The 18,143-nt window shown below is 35.5% G+C and carries 14 protein-coding genes, 1 pseudogene and 1 other annotated feature; of the genes and pseudogenes, 6 read left to right on the top strand and 9 right to left on the bottom strand.

The features are described from left to right. Nucleotides 1-50: 50 nt before the first annotated feature. The 3 genes from argS to ACVYAD_RS02585 all read right to left on the bottom strand — a co-directional run bounded on the left by argS (nt 51) and on the right by ACVYAD_RS02585 (nt 5,331). Nucleotides 51-1,724, bottom strand: a complete 1,674-nt coding sequence (argS, locus tag ACVYAD_RS02595; RefSeq protein ID WP_476424386.1) for an arginine--tRNA ligase — start codon at nt 1,722-1,724, stop codon at nt 51-53. 103 nt (nt 1,725-1,827) lie between these two features. Further along, nucleotides 1,828-2,047 (bottom strand) — a binding site (T-box leader). A 159-nt stretch (nt 2,048-2,206) separates the two neighbouring features. Next, entirely contained in the window at nt 2,207-4,087 is a 1,881-nt protein-coding gene (locus tag ACVYAD_RS02590; protein ID WP_476424384.1) for an FAD-dependent oxidoreductase, read from the bottom strand. A gap of 929 nt (nt 4,088-5,016) precedes the next feature. Beyond that, nucleotides 5,017-5,331 carry a hypothetical protein gene (locus tag ACVYAD_RS02585; protein ID WP_476424383.1) on the bottom strand — a complete coding sequence of 105 codons (315 nt, stop codon included), beginning with the start codon at nt 5,329-5,331 and terminating at the stop codon, nt 5,017-5,019. Between the two features lie 808 nt (nt 5,332-6,139). On the opposite strand from ACVYAD_RS02585, the gene ACVYAD_RS02580 reads away from it, so the two are divergent. Then, entirely contained in the window at nt 6,140-7,222 is a 1,083-nt protein-coding gene (locus ACVYAD_RS02580; RefSeq protein ID WP_476424381.1) for a serine hydrolase domain-containing protein, read from the top strand. A 272-nt stretch (nt 7,223-7,494) separates the two neighbouring features. Next, nucleotides 7,495-9,099, top strand: a complete 1,605-nt coding sequence (locus ACVYAD_RS02575) for an ABC-F family ATP-binding cassette domain-containing protein (RefSeq protein WP_197140750.1) — start codon at nt 7,495-7,497, stop codon at nt 9,097-9,099. 94 nt (nt 9,100-9,193) lie between these two features. Here the strand turns inward: ACVYAD_RS02575 and ACVYAD_RS02570 are convergent, their stop codons facing one another. Beyond that, the gene (locus tag ACVYAD_RS02570; RefSeq protein WP_476424380.1) at nt 9,194-10,486 is read right to left on the bottom strand and encodes an MFS transporter; all 1,293 of its coding nucleotides are present in this window, start codon (nt 10,484-10,486) and stop codon (nt 9,194-9,196) included. A gap of 92 nt (nt 10,487-10,578) precedes the next feature. Further along, nucleotides 10,579-10,704: pseudogene (locus ACVYAD_RS02565) on the bottom strand (hypothetical protein); the annotation flags it as partial. Between the two features lie 364 nt (nt 10,705-11,068). On the opposite strand from ACVYAD_RS02565, the gene ACVYAD_RS02560 reads away from it, so the two are divergent. Next, complete coding sequence (locus ACVYAD_RS02560; protein ID WP_476424379.1) at nt 11,069-11,674, top strand: TetR/AcrR family transcriptional regulator; 606 nt, start codon at nt 11,069-11,071, stop codon at nt 11,672-11,674. A 144-nt stretch (nt 11,675-11,818) separates the two neighbouring features. On the opposite strand, the gene ACVYAD_RS02555 is transcribed toward ACVYAD_RS02560, so the two are convergent. Next, the gene (locus ACVYAD_RS02555; protein WP_476424377.1) at nt 11,819-12,292 is read right to left on the bottom strand and encodes a DinB family protein; all 474 of its coding nucleotides are present in this window, start codon (nt 12,290-12,292) and stop codon (nt 11,819-11,821) included. A gap of 462 nt (nt 12,293-12,754) precedes the next feature. Here ACVYAD_RS02555 and ACVYAD_RS02550 point away from each other — a divergent pair, with 462 nt between their 5' ends. Then, nucleotides 12,755-13,564, top strand: a complete 810-nt coding sequence (locus ACVYAD_RS02550; protein ID WP_476424375.1) for a S1C family serine protease — start codon at nt 12,755-12,757, stop codon at nt 13,562-13,564. A gap of 169 nt (nt 13,565-13,733) precedes the next feature. On the opposite strand, the gene ACVYAD_RS02545 is transcribed toward ACVYAD_RS02550, so the two are convergent. Then, nucleotides 13,734-14,609 carry an SDR family oxidoreductase gene (locus ACVYAD_RS02545; RefSeq protein ID WP_476424374.1) on the bottom strand — a complete coding sequence of 292 codons (876 nt, stop codon included), beginning with the start codon at nt 14,607-14,609 and terminating at the stop codon, nt 13,734-13,736. 143 nt (nt 14,610-14,752) lie between these two features. Between ACVYAD_RS02545 and ACVYAD_RS02540 the strand changes: the two genes are divergently transcribed. Continuing rightward, on the top strand, nt 14,753-15,118 hold the full coding sequence (locus ACVYAD_RS02540; RefSeq protein WP_476424373.1) for a winged helix-turn-helix transcriptional regulator: 366 nt from the start codon (nt 14,753-14,755) through the stop codon (nt 15,116-15,118). A gap of 423 nt (nt 15,119-15,541) precedes the next feature. Here the strand turns inward: ACVYAD_RS02540 and ACVYAD_RS02535 are convergent, their stop codons facing one another. Further along, entirely contained in the window at nt 15,542-15,742 is a 201-nt protein-coding gene (locus ACVYAD_RS02535; RefSeq protein WP_049665398.1) for a cold-shock protein, read from the bottom strand. A gap of 224 nt (nt 15,743-15,966) precedes the next feature. Then, entirely contained in the window at nt 15,967-16,248 is a 282-nt protein-coding gene (locus tag ACVYAD_RS02530) for a DUF1033 family protein (RefSeq protein ID WP_349657857.1), read from the bottom strand. 127 nt (nt 16,249-16,375) lie between these two features. On the opposite strand from ACVYAD_RS02530, the gene ACVYAD_RS02525 reads away from it, so the two are divergent. Beyond that, nucleotides 16,376-18,103: a methyl-accepting chemotaxis protein gene (locus ACVYAD_RS02525; protein WP_476424370.1), complete on the top strand. Its 1,728-nt coding sequence runs from the start codon at nt 16,376-16,378 to the stop codon at nt 18,101-18,103. The last annotated feature ends 40 nt before the right edge of the window (nt 18,104-18,143 follow it).

The following is an 18,143-nucleotide window of genomic DNA, read 5'->3' as shown; positions in this document are numbered from 1 at the left end:
ACTAGTTGCAGGATATAGCTAGCACGATGTTGTAGACACACTAATCATACTTACATATTTTTAGGTGTGGCAATGCCTAATAATGCCAACGACTCTTTTAACACAATGGATACACATAGACAAAATGCTAATCTTAATTTTAATTGGCTGTCATTGACCAATACTTTATTTTGCGCATAATATTTATTAAATTGACGCGCTAATTGTAAAGCGTATTTAGCAATTTGTGATGGATCTGCTAGTTCAAAGGCGTTAGCAATTACTTTCGGAAACTGTTCGAGTAATAAAATAACAGGCCATGCTTGCTCACCTAATGGTTCGAGTGATACTTCATAACTTTGTGCATCTGCTTTTACCAAAAGAGATGCAATACGTGCATACGTATATTGAATATATGGCCCTGTTTCACCTTCAAAATTCATCATGTGCTCAATAGAAAACTCAATATCATGAACACGATCATTTTTCAAATCATTAAAAATGACCGCTCCTACACCAACCTGTTGTGCGATACTCTCTTTATGCATTAGATTTGGATTTTTTTCCTCGATATTTCGCTTCGCCGTAGCTATTGCTTCTGTTAGTACATCTGTTAATAGAACGATCTTTCCTTTACGCGTCGACATTTTTTTACCCTCTTTTAAAATCATCCCAAAAGGCACATGTTGCAAGTCTTTTGCCCATTCATACCCCATCTTCTCAATGACCTTAAATAATTGGCTAAAATGAAGTGACTGTTCATGCCCTACAACATAAAATGATTTTTTAGGGCCATATTGTTGTTTACGATAAAAAGCAGCTGCTAAATCACGTGTAGCGTAAAGCGTAGCACCATCAGTTTTGGTTATTAAGCATGGAGGCATATTGTCTATTTCAACGACATGAGCACCCTCGGATTTCACAAGCAGTTCTTTTTCTTCCAACTCCTTAACAACAGCAGCCATTTTGTCATTATAGAACGCTTCTCCAGCGAATGAATCAAAGCCAATTCCAAGCAATTCGTAAATGTTTTTGAATTCTTCGAGTGATGCATCTCTAAACCATTGCCAAAGAGCTAACGTCTTTTCATCCCCATCTTCTAATGCTTTAAACGCAGTACGTGCCTGTTCATTCAGTGAATTATCCTGCTCCGCTTCTTCATGGAATTTTACATAAATTTCTAGCAGTTCCTCTATTGGGGCAGCTTCAATCGTCTTTTGATCTCCCCACTTTTGATATGCGACGATTAATTTACCAAATTGCGTTCCCCAGTCACCCAAATGATTAATGCGAATTGCTTTGTAGCCGTTTTTCTCGGCAATATTAGCCAAAGCATTACCGATTACTGTTGAACGTAAATGGCCCATAGAAAAAGGCTTCGCTATATTAGGTGAAGAAAAATCCAGTACTATATTCCCTTTTGACTCTTGTTGAGTCCCGTATAAATTTTTCTCTTTTACAATTTTGCAAAGAACTTGTTGAGTAATCGTTGGCTGATGATAAAAAATATTGACATAACCACCTACTACTTGAATTTCTTGTATGAAATCGCAGCTTATATTATTTTTTATGTCGGACGCGATAGTGTGAGGGGATTTTCTTAGTTTTTTGGCTAATGTAAAGCACGGGAATGCCAAATCCCCTAATTCCAATTTTTTTGGTTTCTCCAGTAAATTTTGAATTTCAATAACTGACAGCACATTATTTAATGCCACAGCTATACTTTTTGCAATTTGTGTATTCATATTCATTCTCCTCCCGTTTTCTTGTAGACAAACAAAGTGTCCGGATTTTGAATTGTGCGCACAATTCATACTAAATGAAGATAAAAAAAGCCCTCGTCTCTAAAATAGAGACGAGAGCATAGTTATCCCGTGGTACCACTCTAGTTGCCATATAATATGACCACTTTCCATTGTTAACGGGGTGACTCCCCGATATTCTCTACTACTAATTCGAGAACCTTCTCCAAAGTGCGTTTCATTTATGGCTTCTGCATTAGGCTCACACCATCCCTAATTCGCTTTCCAGTAACTCCATAAACTACTCTCTTTATCGTCGAATTTATCTGTAATTTCAAAATATTTTACAGGAGTTCTTTTTTTTAGTCAACCGTCTTTTCATTTTTAAATAATTGAATCGATTCCAATGGAGCACTTAAAGTGATAGAGCATATTACGAATACATGAATGCGATAACTATAAGGAAAAGGAACATTCCCCACTAATTAGTGGGTATGTTCCTTTTCTGAATAATGGATGACATCAGCCATTATGGCATACAACTCTTTTAATTTTAGTTCCTTGTTTTCTGTTAATCTTTTTGCTAATTTTTCACTGATAATCCCTTTTTCAAGCAATACATCCCAGTTATTATCACTTGACTTGCCTACTAATACTTCCGTCAAGAATTCTGCAACTTCATCTCTTTTAATTGGGCTTTTTTCTTTTTTAGCTACTTTATAGATAACGACATCCAGCTTATCCTTTAGCTCGTTCATTTTCTCTGGACTAACACGTTGAACGCCCTCTTTTAGCATTTTCGCAAACTTAATCTTTGTTGCCATATCTTCAACATTTAAGTTATTCGAATAACCACCGACAACAAGACCGTAATTGATTAAAGTTTGAATAGATTTATCATACCATTCATCTTTATAAGGATAATCCATTTCAAAAGAATCTACAAAGGCTCCTTGGTTCTTCAAATCTTCCCGTAAAGTATTGATGAGTTTTTTGTCCTTGCTCAATGCTCTAAAGGTTACGTCTTCTTTAATCGCTAATGCTGCTGCTGCTCCCGCTGCTTCACCTGTCACCATACCCGTTGGAACGACACGTGCACTCCCCGCTGCAAGTGATGAATAACCTGCAGAACGACCTACAACAAGCAAGCCATCGATTTCTTTCGGCACTAAAGAACGGAAAGGAATGGCATATTGTTTTGGAGCTGAAATAACATATCCATAATCATGAGGCGTTTGCGCTTGTACATCAACTGGATACGCAGCTACGCCAATGCTATCCCAATGATCACTGTTCTTCCAAACATCAGACATCGGTAATTGGTATTCTGCCCAAATATGTCTTGTTTCGCGGACGTATAGTTCCTCCGGATAACTTACAACTTCTGCATTTTCAAAACCAGGAAACTTCTCATGTAAATATTTTAAAATATGTTCAGTCTCTTTCTTTCCTTTTTCAATTGCTTCCTGTTTGGAAAGTTCATTCAAACCATCGATTCCGAAAATTTGTAAAGCATTAATATAATATTCATCATCTACTTTTGCTAAATTCAAGCCTCGTAATCTCGTACCTTCTTGTACTGGCTTATAGTCATCATGAAGCTTTGTAAAGCCCCACATAACTGAATCATTTAGGTGAGCACCACCAAAAGTATTTGAGTTTGCTTCTTTTTTCACCTTATCCCAATCAACATTTTTTAAATGTAGCATCAAGGTAACAGCCATTCTCTTATCCTTAATACCAATATCTTCTCCACCCATGAAAAATGGAACTTTTGACATTGTAGCAAAATCAGCATCTTGTGTAGCATCAATGAATGTCTTGCCTTTTACAATATACGTACCATATTTATTTTTTAATTCTACTGATGTTAGCTGATTTGAATCAAGGCCGGCATTAACAACTTCGGTTTGAACAGAAAGCGTTAAATTCGGTTCTTCATCGACAAGCTTTTTAAAGGCAGCTTTCGCATCTAAAATTCCAAAGGCATCTTTCCCTCTAACTAGGTCGTGCCATTCTTTAAAAATACCCATACTGACTGGTCGTTTAGAGTCATTTCGAGGTATATCAAGGAAATTGAGCATTCCATACGTAAATAACCCACCTAATTCCTCACGCTTTTCTACTAAAAGTGTTTTTGCACCATTACGAGCTGCTGAAACTGCAGCAGCAACTCCTTCTGGCTCTCCACCAATGACAATTACATCATATTCGTCATTTATCGTTTTCGGAATTGGTTTTTCATAGTTTTTCACAAGTTTTTTATGTGCCATTTCACTTCTAATATCTGTTATAAAATAATAACTTCCTATACCTAGTACAATTACTACTATTAATATGGCTGATCTTATCAAGCCCTTACCCATAACATACCTCCGATAGATAAATTTTCCATATGCATCTCTTGTTTATAATCATGATCACCTTTTGAAAAAGTTGACATGACATATTTATATAGTTATTAACTGTTTTACATTTCAACGTGAGTTCGTAGCAAACCTAACAGGTCTTTACAGTCTAGGTACTTATCAAAATAGTTTTTCATACAGTAGATAAAATTGAATCCCACTAACATAACTTACCTTGGTGAGTTCAAGGTTTTTCATTTTCTATAACAAGTGGTACCATTTTTGGACGGCACGGCATGAAAATATGATGAAATAATAGTCATCTACTGACAGTTACCTATACTGATATTCGTAGTGGTAAATCTTTGGGGTTGGAATAGCAGCAGAATATCAACTTTAAGAACTAACCAAATGCATTTAACGCATATGCAACAATAAATATGTATGTATAATCTAAAACAAAAAAAGATACATAATCATTCTAGCGATATTGTAGCAATGAAGCAACTACAACCTATTAAATTGTTGTAGGTCTTTATGATTGTTTTTTCATTTTCCGACAGAAATCTCCATTTCAAGGAATATAAAGGGCAGTAAGATAATGAAAACCTTCGATTAAGAAGGTGTGCTTTGGAATCTCCCCCTTCTAAGAGAAGCGAAATTGGTGTAGTTCAATAAATTATCATTTTATACGATATATCATAATCTAATAGAAGGTATGAACGCATTTAAAAGGACAAATGTGTAAATGTATGTGTTCTATCGCAAAGCTATCTACCTCCTTCATGATCAAGCTTTTGATACATAGTTAGTTATTACTGTCCGTTTGCCACCAAATAAATCTAATTCCATTACTTCTGAATACACCAAATCACTCCCACCAATGACATGTCTGTATTTCTTGTAAAATAGAAGCAAAGCCCTCCTCAACACGGAAGGCAAAAGACTTATTTTTTATTTTCTAAATAATTACAGAAAGGACAAAGATGATCTCTATTTATAAAAATAGCACTGAACATAAATGACCATGGAATATCATCTGTACATCTTTCACATTTATCATAACAATAAGGTAATAAACCATTTTCTATAAAGACATGCCATTGTTCATCTGATAATCTTCCCGGTCCGTTTTTTATGGCAAGTATCGATATTTCCAACACTTCACCATCGTCAAATCTATTTGTACTAATTAGTTTCTCCACATAAGAAGTGAATTCAGATGGTTCACTTACTATTCTTTGTTTTAGCTCTCTATGCATAAAAACCCCTCTAAATTAAAGAAATTGAAAAAGACCAAGTCTCATTTTTTCGAGTACCTGGAATAAATCTTTCTTACTAAATACTTTCGTTCACAACTATTTGGATTTAATCATCAATTTGTTTAAAAAGCATTTCTACATTATCGTAAAATCTTAAATAAGCGTCATGTTCTCATTACTACATGTTCATGTATTATCAACCCTTTCTAACTCATCCGCCAATACCTCATTATGCTTTGCGTTTGCTACCCATAAGGACAAATGTTAAAAGAATAAATAAAAAACCATTAAAAAATGCATCTTTAATAATATATATTTTTCATTCCATACCATTTTATTCAGATACAAATGCACACCTAGTTAGGCTGTTAATGACCTGTTTAGTCTTCCAATGTACTTCATAGCTTATAATTGACGCTAAGACAGCCACTGAAATTCCTCAGGTAACACCTTGGATTATTCAATAGTTTGTATTACTTATCCTCTTGTGTAAATATTATATGGCATTTAAGGGATAATTTGTATAAAATAAAAATAGAGACACAAATTAATCTATCCCTCAGTGTGTATGTAACTATCAGATTGTAATACTCATACCGTTTGTATTATTTATTTGTCAAACGTTCTATCGTTCATCCTCTTACTTTTAAATAAGCCGTTGCCTAACTTACCCCAAAGCTTACATATTTCAAAAAATTTCTTCACTGATTCAAGATCATAATTAATTGTTATTTTTTTGCGTGTCAAATATTGTCTAATAAGTAGAATGTGTTTAAAAAGCTTTAGAGAAATAGATTGCGAGGTCTATATGAAAAAATCATTAAAAATTTCTTCAATTATTATTCTTGTTATTGTAGTCGTGTCTATAGTAGCTTTGCTATTATTTGGGCGTAGTAACCATAGTAATTTATCTGGAAGCGTTCCTGAAAAAATCGATCAATATTTGATAAATGAAAAATTTCAGGGTACTGTCCTAATCGCTAAGGAAGATGAAGTTTTATTTTCAAAGGGTTACGGACTGTCTGCCACTGATTTACCTAATAGCCCAAGCACGCTCTATCAGATTGCTTCATTATCTAAAACATTCACGGCAGTAGCAGTCATGCAACTAGTAGAAAAGGAACTTCTAAACTTAGACCATCCAATTTCGCAATACCTTCCTGACTTTCCGAATGGAGAAACTATTACAATAAGTCATCTACTAAGTCATACCTCGGGAATTCCGGATTATCTAAAGGAAAATTTTGATTACAGTAAAGAATGGAATCCAATTGATATTGTAAATACCGTTAGTGATTCTGAATTAGAATTTACCCCAGGTAGAAGCTTTAGTTATAGTAATACTGGTTATGTGATGTTAGGACTTATTATTGAAAAAGTCAGCGGACAGCCCTATTCAAATTATATAGAAGAGCATATTTTTGAGCCGAGTAAGATGATTAATTCTATGTTTACAGTTCCGGATGATTTACCGAAAGCGGAAGGACATATAGAGGGGAAAATCGGACCATTAATGCATAATTCTGCAGCGTATGCAGCTGGGGACATCATTTCTACAGCTGTAGATTTAGAACTGTTTGACCGAGCCTTGCGTAATCATGTATTGATAAGCAAAAAATCTTCTCAGCTGATGAGTATGACCCATGCTAAAAAGTTTCCGTATCAATACGGGTATGGTTGGTATACTCAAGATGTCATGGGGAAAAATGCTGTTGGGCATCCAGGAGGATATCCGAGTGGTTTTCATCATTATGTTACACGGCTAAATGACGAAGAATTAACAGTGATTGTTCTTAGCAATGAGATGACGGTGAATTCAAAAAAAATCAACCGTCACCTTACATCCATCGTTCTTCAGCAGCCAATTTGGATATGGGAAGAGAAACTTTAATGATAAAAGCCTTTTCTCCAGTTTGATTTAAAATAATTTAGAAGCCATTCTCACTAGAGAGGGCTTTATTTCATAAAACCTGTTCTTTACAATTGAGACGATTAAATACATAAAAAAAGTATATGTATTCACTTTTTATTAACATTATCCCCACTCTTATCCCACTCAAATATTTGACAATACATAACCAAACGTTGATTTAATAATGTTTATAGACTATGGTACATATTTCATGATATACTAGTGCCATTGTGAAAAAAGGAGGAACTTGCATGATTCAAGTAAGTAATGTAGGTCTTCGCTATGGCGATCGTAAACTATTTGAAGACGTAAATATAAAATTCACACCAGGGAACTGCTACGGTTTAATCGGTGCAAACGGTGCTGGTAAATCAACATTTTTAAAAATTCTTTCTGGTGAAATTGAAGCGCAAGAAGGACACGTATCAATGGGTAAGGACGAACGTTTATCAGTTCTTAAACAAAACCACTTTGAATACGATGAATTCAATGTATTAGATACAGTTGTTATGGGGAACAAACGTCTTTGGGAAGTAAAATCTGAAAAAGACGCTATCTACGCTAAAGAAGACTTTTCTGATGAGGATGGCATGCGTGCTGCTGAATTAGAAGGTGAATTCGCTGACCTAAATGGTTGGGAAGCTGACTCAGAAGCAGCAACATTATTAAACGGGTTAGGAATTGGCGACGAGCTTCACTATATGCTAATGGCTGATCTTGAAGGTTCTGACAAAGTCAAAGTATTATTAGCACAAGCTCTATTTGGTAAACCAGACGTTCTATTACTAGATGAGCCTACCAACCACCTTGACTTAAAAGCAATTCAATGGTTAGAAGAATTCTTAATTAACTTTGAAAATACTGTTATTGTCGTATCCCATGACCGTCACTTCTTAAATAAAGTGTGTACGCATATCGCGGATTTAGACTTCTCTAAAATCCAATTATATGTTGGTAACTATGACTTCTGGTATGAGTCTAGCCAATTAGCACAAAAAATGATGGCAGACCAAAACAAGAAGAAAGAAGAAAAGATTAAAGAGCTACAAGCATTCGTTGCTCGTTTCTCTGCGAACGCTTCGAAATCAAGCCAAGCGACTTCTCGTAAGAAAATGTTGGATAAAATCGAGCTTGACGACATTAAACCTTCTAGCCGTAAATATCCATTCATCAACTTCCAAACTGGACGTGAAATCGGTAACGATGTGTTAACAGTGGAAGGTCTTACAGCAAGCAATGAAGGCGAAACACTATTTAAAGATATTCGCTTTTCAATGAACAAAGAAGATAAAATCATTTTACTTGGTAATCCAATGGCCAAAACAGCTCTTCTTGATATTCTAATGGATGAAAGAAAAGCAGATGCTGGTACGTTCAAATGGGGCGTAACAACTTCTCAAAGTTACTTCGAAAATGATCACGATAAATACTTCGAAGGTTCAGAAAAATCATTAGTTGAATGGTTACGCCAATATTCTCCTGATGATGAAACAGAAAGCTTCTTACGCGGCTTCTTAGGTCGTATGTTATTCTCTGGTGAGGAAGTAAAAAAATCACCTTCTGTACTTTCAGGGGGAGAAAAAGTACGTTGTATGCTATCTAAAATGATGCTTGCTACAGCAAACGTTGTTTTACTAGATGAACCAACGAACCACCTTGACCTTGAATCTATTCAAGCACTAAATGAAGGACTTATGCGCTTCAAAGGTGCGATGCTGTTCACATCTCATGACCATCAGTTCATTCAAACAATTGCGAACCGTGTCATCGAAATCCGTGAAGACGGCACAATTTTAGATAAACTATTAACTTATGATGAATTCCTTGAGTGGAAAGATAGCCAAGGCTTAAGCTAATATTAGAAGGGTTCTCCTATTCAAAAAGGAGAACCCTGTTTTTTTATAGCTATAAAACACACTTTTGCTTTCCTTGTAAAAATAATGTCCACGATTACTTTGTCGATGTTGTCATTGCCACTTCCACTTGAGTATCTGACAGTCGTTCATTTTCTTGTACTTTCTCGACAGTTTCTTCATATTGAGTGATTATCCGTGTATCAGGCGAAAATACTGCAAGTAGCAGTGATATTAGAAGCCCGGCTATCATCAATCCACCAAATAAGTACGGTGAAGCCCCATACTCTGTTGCTAAAGAAGTCCATAGCATTGGTCCAAAACCGACGATTGCTGCAGCGATTTGATAGCCAAAGGATAGCCCCGTATAGCGAACATTCGCTGGGAATAATTCAGAAAAGAACGTACCTTGCGTCGCGAAAATGGCTGCCCATACGACACCAAGTAATACGACTTGTAACATAAAGAAATACGTTGAACTAATCGGAATCATCACGAAATAAGGAATTGCAAGCAGTAACATTGTAATAAGGCCACCAATATAAATTTTCTTACGTCCTATAAAGTCTGAAAAATAACCAACTAGTGGAATTGTTACTATCATTGTTGCACAGCTTATTGTTAAAGCAAATAATGCAACATCCCTTGTGTAGCCAATATACGTCGTCACATACACTAAAATAAATGACATTAAAAATACATTAAAGAATCCGTCCCCTATTTTTAATCCAATAATGCGGAAAATGTCTTTTTTGTTATATTTAAATACTTGGACAATTGGTATCTTTGCTAGTTCACCATTGTCTTTTTTGCGTTTAAATTCAGGTGTTTCTTCAATCCCACTTCGAATCCATATCGCTAATACGATTAAAACTGCACTAAATAGAAATGGTAAACGCCATCCCCAGGCCATAAATTGTGCTTCGGTCGTTAATGAAGAAATAAGTGTAAAACTAAATGTCCCTAAAACTAAACCGATTGGAACACCAAGCTGCGGAATAGAACCAAAAAAGCCACGCACACCTTTCGTAGCCGATTCGGTAGCTAGTAACACAGCACCTCCCCATTCACCCCCAAGTGCAATCCCTTGAATAAGTCGCAAAATGACTAATAGCGTTGGCGCGAGTAACCCTGCTTGCGCATAGGTAGGTAATAAACCGATCAAAAAAGAACTACCGCCCATTCCAATTAACGTGAGCATAAGCGAGGCTTTCCTTCCGACACGATCACCCATATGTCCAAAGATTAAACTTCCAATTGGTCGTGCCGCATAGCCAGCTCCAAACGTAGCAAATGCAATTAAAATCGAAATTGCTGGATTAGTCGAAGGGAAAAATAGCGTTGTAAAAACTATCCTGTTGCCGTACCATACAAATAAAAATCGTACCATTCAATGATTGAGCCTGCTAAACTTGCTAATAATACTTTCACATTTTTCATATAGCCCCTTCTCTCTACATTCAAATTTTTATTTCATTCGCTTTACCTAAAAATAGCGTTACGTAAAACATGCTTTTGAATTTTGCCGACTGGTGTGCGAGGAAAATCTATCACAAATTCAATACGATCCGGCACTTTAAATTTTGCGAGACGTTCCCGACAATGTGCAAGCCTCTTCACTAATTGCAGAGCGAGTAAACATGATCCCCTTTTTTAATGCCCAGCTTAAGAAGTGCATTACTAAAGCATAACTTCCTGATAAAAATCCCCATTATTTTTTCGACATACATTCCGTTACGATCCTCAAACCGCATAAAACTTTTTTCAGGCTGTTGCGCAACTCTCTCCCTAAAAGAGATCCATGATCTACACCCCTTTTGAAATAGTTTCATAGACTATAGCCTGTATATTAATCGTCAAGACAAATAGTTGTCAATATTATTTCTTAATATTCAGAAAACAAATTAATTACACAAACGAGTATTATGCTAAAGTTAAGTAGCAAATATAGTGGAAATAAGGTGATGTAGAAATGAAAATGACAAGAAAACAACAGGCTCAAGAAACGAAGAAACATATATATTTAACAGCGCTTACATTGTTTCAAACGAAAGGCTTTGATCAAGTAACGGTTGATGAAATTGTTCAGCAAAGCAACAGTTCAAAAGGAGCATTTTATGGTCATTTCTCTTCAAAGTACGATATTTTCCTAGAAAAATTTAAAGAAATTGATCATTTTTATGAAGAATTTACGACTACTTTGCCCGTAAATCTTACCTTCAAGGAAAAGGTAATCTCATTAATTGATGCACAAATGACATATTTAAAAGATGATTTAGGAATGGATTTAATGCGGTCTGTTTACAAAAGTGGCTTAATTGAAAACGAAAGAAATTTCTTTTCTAATTCTGAACGCAAATTGTATAAAATCTTGCATTCATTTATACAAAAGGCAATTAAGGATGGTGAATTATCTGTACAAATAAATGTGCAAGAAACCGTCATTTACATTACTCGTTGTATGCGAGGTTCTTTATATGACTGGTTAGTTTTTGGAAAAAAATTTGATTTGTTACACGAAAGTAAAGGCTTTATTGCAATATTTTTAGATGGTTTGCTATTAAATAAGGATCGTTAAAAATTTGTAGCCTATATCCAATTCTACTTTAAACAAAAATAGGCACTTCCTATTTGGATTGCCTATTTTCTCGTTATATGTAATTGTTTTTCATTTTCACAAAAAATAAAAAAGACAGATACATTGAGTATCTGCCTAATACGTCTACTTTTGCATGTCTTTCGTTGGTCCCATTACGCCTGGTACTGGTAAGCCTGCTTGACGAAGTAGCACTGTCATTTGTCCACGGTGATGTGTTTGATGATCGATTAGTACACGTAATAATGCACCTCTAGCAATTGGTCCCGTGAAGCCTTTTACTTCTTCCAGCAAGTCTTCATCTGATAGCTTTGCAGCTTCCTTTTTCACACCATTTGCTAGTTTTTCGTAAGCAGCTACAATCTCAGCCGCTGTAGATGGAATTGGATCTTCTTGACGAATCATCGGCACCTGCAAACCTGCTAAATAACTGAAATAACCAGCAGCACCAACTAAATGCCACCCTAACCAGCCTAATGTGCTGTGACCTTCTACGATGCTTTGCTCTAGCTTTTCATCTGTTACAGCCTTTAATACTTGAATTGTGCCTTGTGCTGATGCTGACCACTCATTTAAAAAATCATCTACTTGTCGATACATCTATACGCCCCCCATTTTCGTAAATTCATCTCTATCATATTAAATTAGAGACTCTCTTACAAGTTTCTAGCTCAGTTTACATAATATAATTATTTTAATTACAATTGCTTTTCTAGCTAACACATCCTTTTGTCCAGTATACCTAGCAAATAGATTACTCTTGTAAACTGGTTTTCATAATATTCGTATAACCTATAGACTTCACGTATAATGAAAGTAAAGAACTAAAAAGTCTCACTGTAAAATAGCAAATAACTTGAACTATTCAATCACCCCTGACTTCTTTTAGATTACACGCTATAAAGGGTACAATGACCACAATGACATATTCCGTATAGAAGACATGATATTGACACTAATATGGAACCGTTTGGCATTAAACCTACCCTACAAAAATTGCATAAGAATTACTTCACAGGCGTCCTGCTTGGGCGCTTTTCATTTTGAGTAAGGAGGACTTTTATGAGTGACATACATAGATCAACAACAGATGAAGATTTGTCAGAAGAAGAATTGATTGAGCTTGTCCTCGCTGAACAGGAAAAAGCGTTAGCACAAGAACAAGAAGAACGCCTCAAAGGTAAAAAGCCCAAAAAACAAAGACCGATTGTCAAATGGATTGTCTGGAGTATGGCATTTGTGTTATTTTTGAATACATTTGCACTTATCTTTCAAATTTACTCCATTCCAGCGATTGAATTTTTGAAAGTGTCTGCTCGGTTATCAACGCAAGAAGATATAAAAACATATAAAAAGGCTGTTGTAGAGATCTCTACAGGTTCTAGTAAAGGTACTGGTTTTGTTATTTCTTCAGATGGACTTATCGTAACCAATGCACACGTTGTAGAAGATGCACAATCATTACTCGTTGTTTTCCCTGAGGAAGGATTAATGGGTGCCAAGATAGTGGAAAGTTACCCCGACGTAGATTTAGCATTATTGCAAGTATCCGGGAATGATTTACCCTCCCTTTCACTTGCTAATAATCCGAGCTATAGCAAAAATGAGCCTGTCTATTTCATTGGTAATCCACTAGCCTTTACGGGCATCGCAAATGAAGGAACATTACTGGAATCAACATACCTAGAGGATTGGCAGGAACCTGTTATGATGATGGATGCACCTGTTTATCGAGGAAATAGTGGGAGTCCTGTCATAAATGCTGATGGTGAGGTTATCGGGATTGTCTTTGCAACTGCGAAAAAAGATCCATATGGCCGTGTCGGTTTATTTATACCGGTTCAGGTGCTACAACGTATATTAAATAAATAGACCAATGGCTAAATACGGTTGAAAATATAGTTGTTCAATTTTTGATAGTTAACTACACTACACAATGCTAATTAGTTTATTTTATACATTATTTAACAAGTAAAGCCGTCAGTCCTTTATATAAAAATGACCTCCATTACAGATAGGAAGGTCATTTTTTTGATTAAACTTAATTTCCTGTTTGAGAAATTTCACTAATAATATGGCTAAGAGCTTCGTTTATTGGTGTAACCGGGCGACCAAGTAATTTTTCTAAATCGTTACTTTCAATTTCTAAACCACCTTCTCGAATACCTTTTTGCGTGTTTACGAGCATAGGAAGGTATGCTTCTGGTACTCCTGCACCTTTCAAAATGTCCGCATAAGTAACATCATCGACTTGTTGTAGATGGATTTCTTTCGCTAATACATCTCCAAGGACAGATACTAATTCCTCTTGCGTCTTTAGCTTTCCAGAAAGCTCGTAAATTGTATTCTCGTGTCCTTTCCCAATCAATACATTTGCTGTTGCCTCCGCTAAATCTTGTCGAAGTACCCAGCCTACTTTTCCTTTTCCTGCTGATGTAACCCAATGTGCTCCTACCATCGCGCCCTGTATGCTCCCAATTTCATTTTCAAAATACCAATTGTTTCGTAAAAATGAGTAAGGAATAACTGTTTTCAAAATAGCTTCTTCTCTGGCTCTATGAGATGAAGCGAGGAAAAACTTACTTTCACATGCATTTGTTACACTAGTATAAGCAATAAATTTTACTTGAGCATGTTGAGCAGCGGTTACGGCATTCGTATGCTGTCTCATTATTGTTTCATCATCCCCAAACGTAGATATCATTAATAGTCGATCAATTCCCGAAAAGGCAGCATCTAATGTTTCTGGTCGATCAAAATCTCCGTGTCGAACTTCTACTCCAAGAGCTCGAAATCCTTCTGCTTTCTCAGGATTTCGAACACTAACGGCCAACTCACTTGCCGGTACAGCTTTTAATAATGCTTCTACAATCTTTGACCCTAATTTTCCGGTTGCACCTGTAACTAATATTTTCATTTTTTCCCCTCCAATTAAATTTTCATTTTGAAAAATGAAATCTAGGTATATACTATACTCCACAGTCTCAAAAATAAAAGTAGGCATTTTTTTATGACATAGTCACAAAAAAAGTACCTAATGAGAGAAAGGAATATCAATCAATGGCTCGATTTAATTTTCAAGGAGAACCACCTAGCGAAGAACAAGAAGAAGTATGTTCTTTGACACTTACTCAAAATGTAATCGCTGGAAGATGGAAAATCACTATTTTATGGTATCTAAGTCGACGAACAAGAAGATTTAATGAACTTCAAAGGTTGTTACCAGGCATTTCAAAAGGGATATTAACAAGACAACTGAGAGAGTTGGAAGAGGATGGAATGGTTCATAGGGAAGTGTATAAACAAGTTCCTCCTAAAGTGGAATACTCGCTAACAGCACAAGGGAAAAGCTTTATACCCGTATTGCACACTATGGGTGAATGGGGTAAAAAATATATGGAGAAAAAACAACAGGAAAATAATTAGTCCAAACTAAATTATTTTAAAAAGGGCATGTCTGAAAAGTTCTATAAGAATTCTAGCATAATTATCAATGGTAAAAATCCACTTCACTTTTCGTGGGTAAGACATGTGCTCCTTACGCTCATTGCCAGGTCTCGTGTCCTAGCATCTCGCAGGATCTATGCTCTATTTATTACAGATATTCTTTGACAATCACATATTTAGACAGCCCACCTCTTTTCTCTCATTTGTAAAAAAAATTTATAAATAGATCTAATTGGTCCAAAAAAACACTCTTTAAATGACTTTTTAATTTACATAATAAAATTATTATCAATAAATGTATTGTTCATTTCTCATCGACTAAATCTATTTGAATACAAAAAAAGACATCCTATTGAAATAGGATGTCTTAAGTTTAACGAAAGTAATTTTAATTACTGAGAATTAAAGTTTAGTTACGTTAGCAGCTTGTGGTCCGCGGTTGCCATCTACAACTTCGAATTCCACTTTTTGACCTTCGTCAAGAGTTTTGAATCCTTCTCCTCCGATAGCTGAGAAGTGTACGAATACGTCGTTTTCGCCTTCTACTTCGATGAATCCAAAACCTTTTTCTGAGTTAAACCATTTTACTGTACCTTGTTTCATTTAAGAAAACCTCCAAAAAAATAAAAGTGAACAATATGTAATTTCTTCAGCGAATGAAAAAATTCACATATTACAAAGAGTACCGTACTAACGCGATCACTTTTTGTAATATGTGAATTCATGTTTCCGGTGAAGCAATTAAATTGTTAACCTAAGTATAACCATCATTCATAATTTTGTCAAATAAAGAAAAATGTTTTTTTTAAAATGTCAAAATTTTATTTCTATGACTCAGATTTCAAAGTGATAATACCGTGATAAATTTGTACATCATCATCACAAGCTTCGCAAAAAGCACTTTCATCCTCTGACCAAAAAGCCCAAAATCCCCCTTCCTTCGTTACTTCATTGTCATATGTTGATCGGAAGTGTTGCAGTTTTCTTTGTAAAGCTGATTCAAATTGCTCTTCTGTTTCAAAGGTTTCATTTGTTTGTATAAAAGCCTCCCAGCCTTCAAACTTCCACCAAGGCTCATAATCAGCTTTCATGTAAATGATTGTATACATATTTGCCACATTCCCTGCTGTAATAAGATACTTTCATTTTAGCAAAGACATTTGAAATGTCTATTAATACACACTTTAATATGCTATTATTACCTTATTATTCATAATTTTTGGAGGTATTTTTTTTATGTTTTCAAGTATTCGACCTAAGGCCGAACTCGATGAATTATTAAAGCGTGGTACAAATTTAAATGCTACAGGCCGTTTTAATAAAACACTAGCATTTAACCATTTCAACTCTCAAGATGAAGAGAATTTAAAAACTCTTTATAATAAATTAAACGATATCACGCCTTCAATGAACGCTATTTTTAATAACTATTTAAGTGAAATCTCTCTCTCCACTGAGCTAACGATTAGTGAAGAATATATTAATCGATACTTAACTCAATTTTTCTTAGCTACTCGTGATGATGAATATGTAGATGAAACCGTTAAATTTTTCAATTTATTCAGAAAAAATCAATATGAGCCAGGTAAGTTAATCGTCGTCTTCAATCAATTTGCATTTTATATTACTACATACATACTACATAATTTTGGTTTGAAACCTAATAAGGCATTTGAATACATGAAATCCTTCCAATCTGCAGTCAATGTTGATCAGGAATTGCTCGTTGAAGTATTAACAGAACGTACAATTGAAAATGTAGTTGCTGAAATTTCTTCTTTAATGGATGTTAACGCAAAAATCATGTATATGAAAGATTTAGTATTTAGCTTAGATAAGCAAAATGAGGAAATTCAATCCTCTACCGCAGCAACTGAAGAAATTGCCGCTTCTATTAATGAGGTTGCACGAATGTCTTCACGTATTTCAGAAAAAACAACTGAATCTGTTGATCACGCCGTACAAGGAAAAAATGCCATAGAGCATGCCCTTTCTGAAATCTTTAAAACTGAAGAGACATTTACAACGATTGTTGAGTCCTTTTCAGAATTGCAAAAGCGGGTAAATGATATTGAAAATGTTGTAACGTTAATCAACCAAATTGCCGATCAGACGAATTTACTTGCTTTGAACGCTTCTATTGAGGCAGCACGAGCAGGTGAACATGGAAAAGGCTTCGCCGTAGTTGCACAAGAAGTTCGAAAGCTCGCTGAAGGCACAGTATCAGCGCTTAGTGAAGTCTCTACAAATGTACATCATTTAAAGAGCTATTCAAATGATGTGTCAATCTCGATTACGGAAACGACAGAGATTATAAAAGAAGCAACCGTTGAAGCTAAAGAATCGTTACCATTATTAAATGCGATTGTTAGTGCTATTGAAGGTATTAATCTGGATGTTACAAATACAGCGGCGATATCAGAGGAGCAAGCTGCAGCTATTGATGAAGTATCCGCAAGAATGATTGAGATTTCTAGTCTTCAAGATGATATTCGCGATTATAGCCATAACACATCTAGTGATATTCACGCATTAGGGAAAGAAATTAATCGATTCCGAAATGACATTATTGCGAATAATAATGTTCAGCTATCATCTATAGCACTATTACAATTATCAAAAGCCGACCATATTTTATGGAAATGGCGAATTTACAATATGTTCCTCGGTCTTGAAAACGTCCAACCAAGTGATGTTTCATCGCATACAGATTGTCGACTCGGTAAATGGTATACATCTGCTCGCTCAGTAGAACGTTTTGGGCACCTACAGGATTATCGTGATTTAGATGCATATCATTTACATGTCCACGAATCAGCGAAGTTAGCAGCGGCAGCTTATAAGGCTGGGAATATCGAACAAGCTGAAGTTCATTTAAAAGAAGTAGATCAAGCTTCTAAGCAGGTTCTTTATTATATCAATAACTTAATTGCCTATTTAGAACAAGAACGTGTTATGCACTAAGCACAAAGGGGGTACTTCCCCCTTCACTAGGAGGTGTAAG

This window comes from Lysinibacillus sp. G1-3, from assembly GCF_056322905.1.
This window is presented reverse-complemented; position numbering and strand designations above follow the sequence as displayed.

What these genes read in the sequence shown, in the direction of transcription:
- argS (WP_476424386.1), bottom strand. Translation starts at nt 1,724, where the DNA reads ATGAATACACAAATTGCAAAAAGTATAGCTGTGGCATTAAATAATGTG.
- ACVYAD_RS02590 (WP_476424384.1), bottom strand. Translation starts at nt 4,087, where the DNA reads ATGGGTAAGGGCTTGATAAGATCAGCCATATTAATAGTAGTAATTGTA.
- ACVYAD_RS02585 (WP_476424383.1), bottom strand. Translation starts at nt 5,331, where the DNA reads ATGCATAGAGAGCTAAAACAAAGAATAGTAAGTGAACCATCTGAATTC.
- ACVYAD_RS02580 (WP_476424381.1), top strand. Translation starts at nt 6,140, where the DNA reads ATGAAAAAATCATTAAAAATTTCTTCAATTATTATTCTTGTTATTGTA.
- ACVYAD_RS02575 (WP_197140750.1), top strand. Translation starts at nt 7,495, where the DNA reads ATGATTCAAGTAAGTAATGTAGGTCTTCGCTATGGCGATCGTAAACTA.
- ACVYAD_RS02570 (WP_476424380.1), bottom strand. Translation starts at nt 10,486, where the DNA reads ATGGTACGATTTTTATTTGTATGGTACGGCAACAGGATAGTTTTTACA.
- ACVYAD_RS02560 (WP_476424379.1), top strand. Translation starts at nt 11,069, where the DNA reads ATGAAAATGACAAGAAAACAACAGGCTCAAGAAACGAAGAAACATATA.
- ACVYAD_RS02555 (WP_476424377.1), bottom strand. Translation starts at nt 12,292, where the DNA reads ATGTATCGACAAGTAGATGATTTTTTAAATGAGTGGTCAGCATCAGCA.
- ACVYAD_RS02550 (WP_476424375.1), top strand. Translation starts at nt 12,755, where the DNA reads ATGAGTGACATACATAGATCAACAACAGATGAAGATTTGTCAGAAGAA.
- ACVYAD_RS02545 (WP_476424374.1), bottom strand. Translation starts at nt 14,609, where the DNA reads ATGAAAATATTAGTTACAGGTGCAACCGGAAAATTAGGGTCAAAGATT.
- ACVYAD_RS02540 (WP_476424373.1), top strand. Translation starts at nt 14,753, where the DNA reads ATGGCTCGATTTAATTTTCAAGGAGAACCACCTAGCGAAGAACAAGAA.
- ACVYAD_RS02535 (WP_049665398.1), bottom strand. Translation starts at nt 15,742, where the DNA reads ATGAAACAAGGTACAGTAAAATGGTTTAACTCAGAAAAAGGTTTTGGA.
- ACVYAD_RS02530 (WP_349657857.1), bottom strand. Translation starts at nt 16,248, where the DNA reads ATGTATACAATCATTTACATGAAAGCTGATTATGAGCCTTGGTGGAAG.
- ACVYAD_RS02525 (WP_476424370.1), top strand. Translation starts at nt 16,376, where the DNA reads ATGTTTTCAAGTATTCGACCTAAGGCCGAACTCGATGAATTATTAAAG.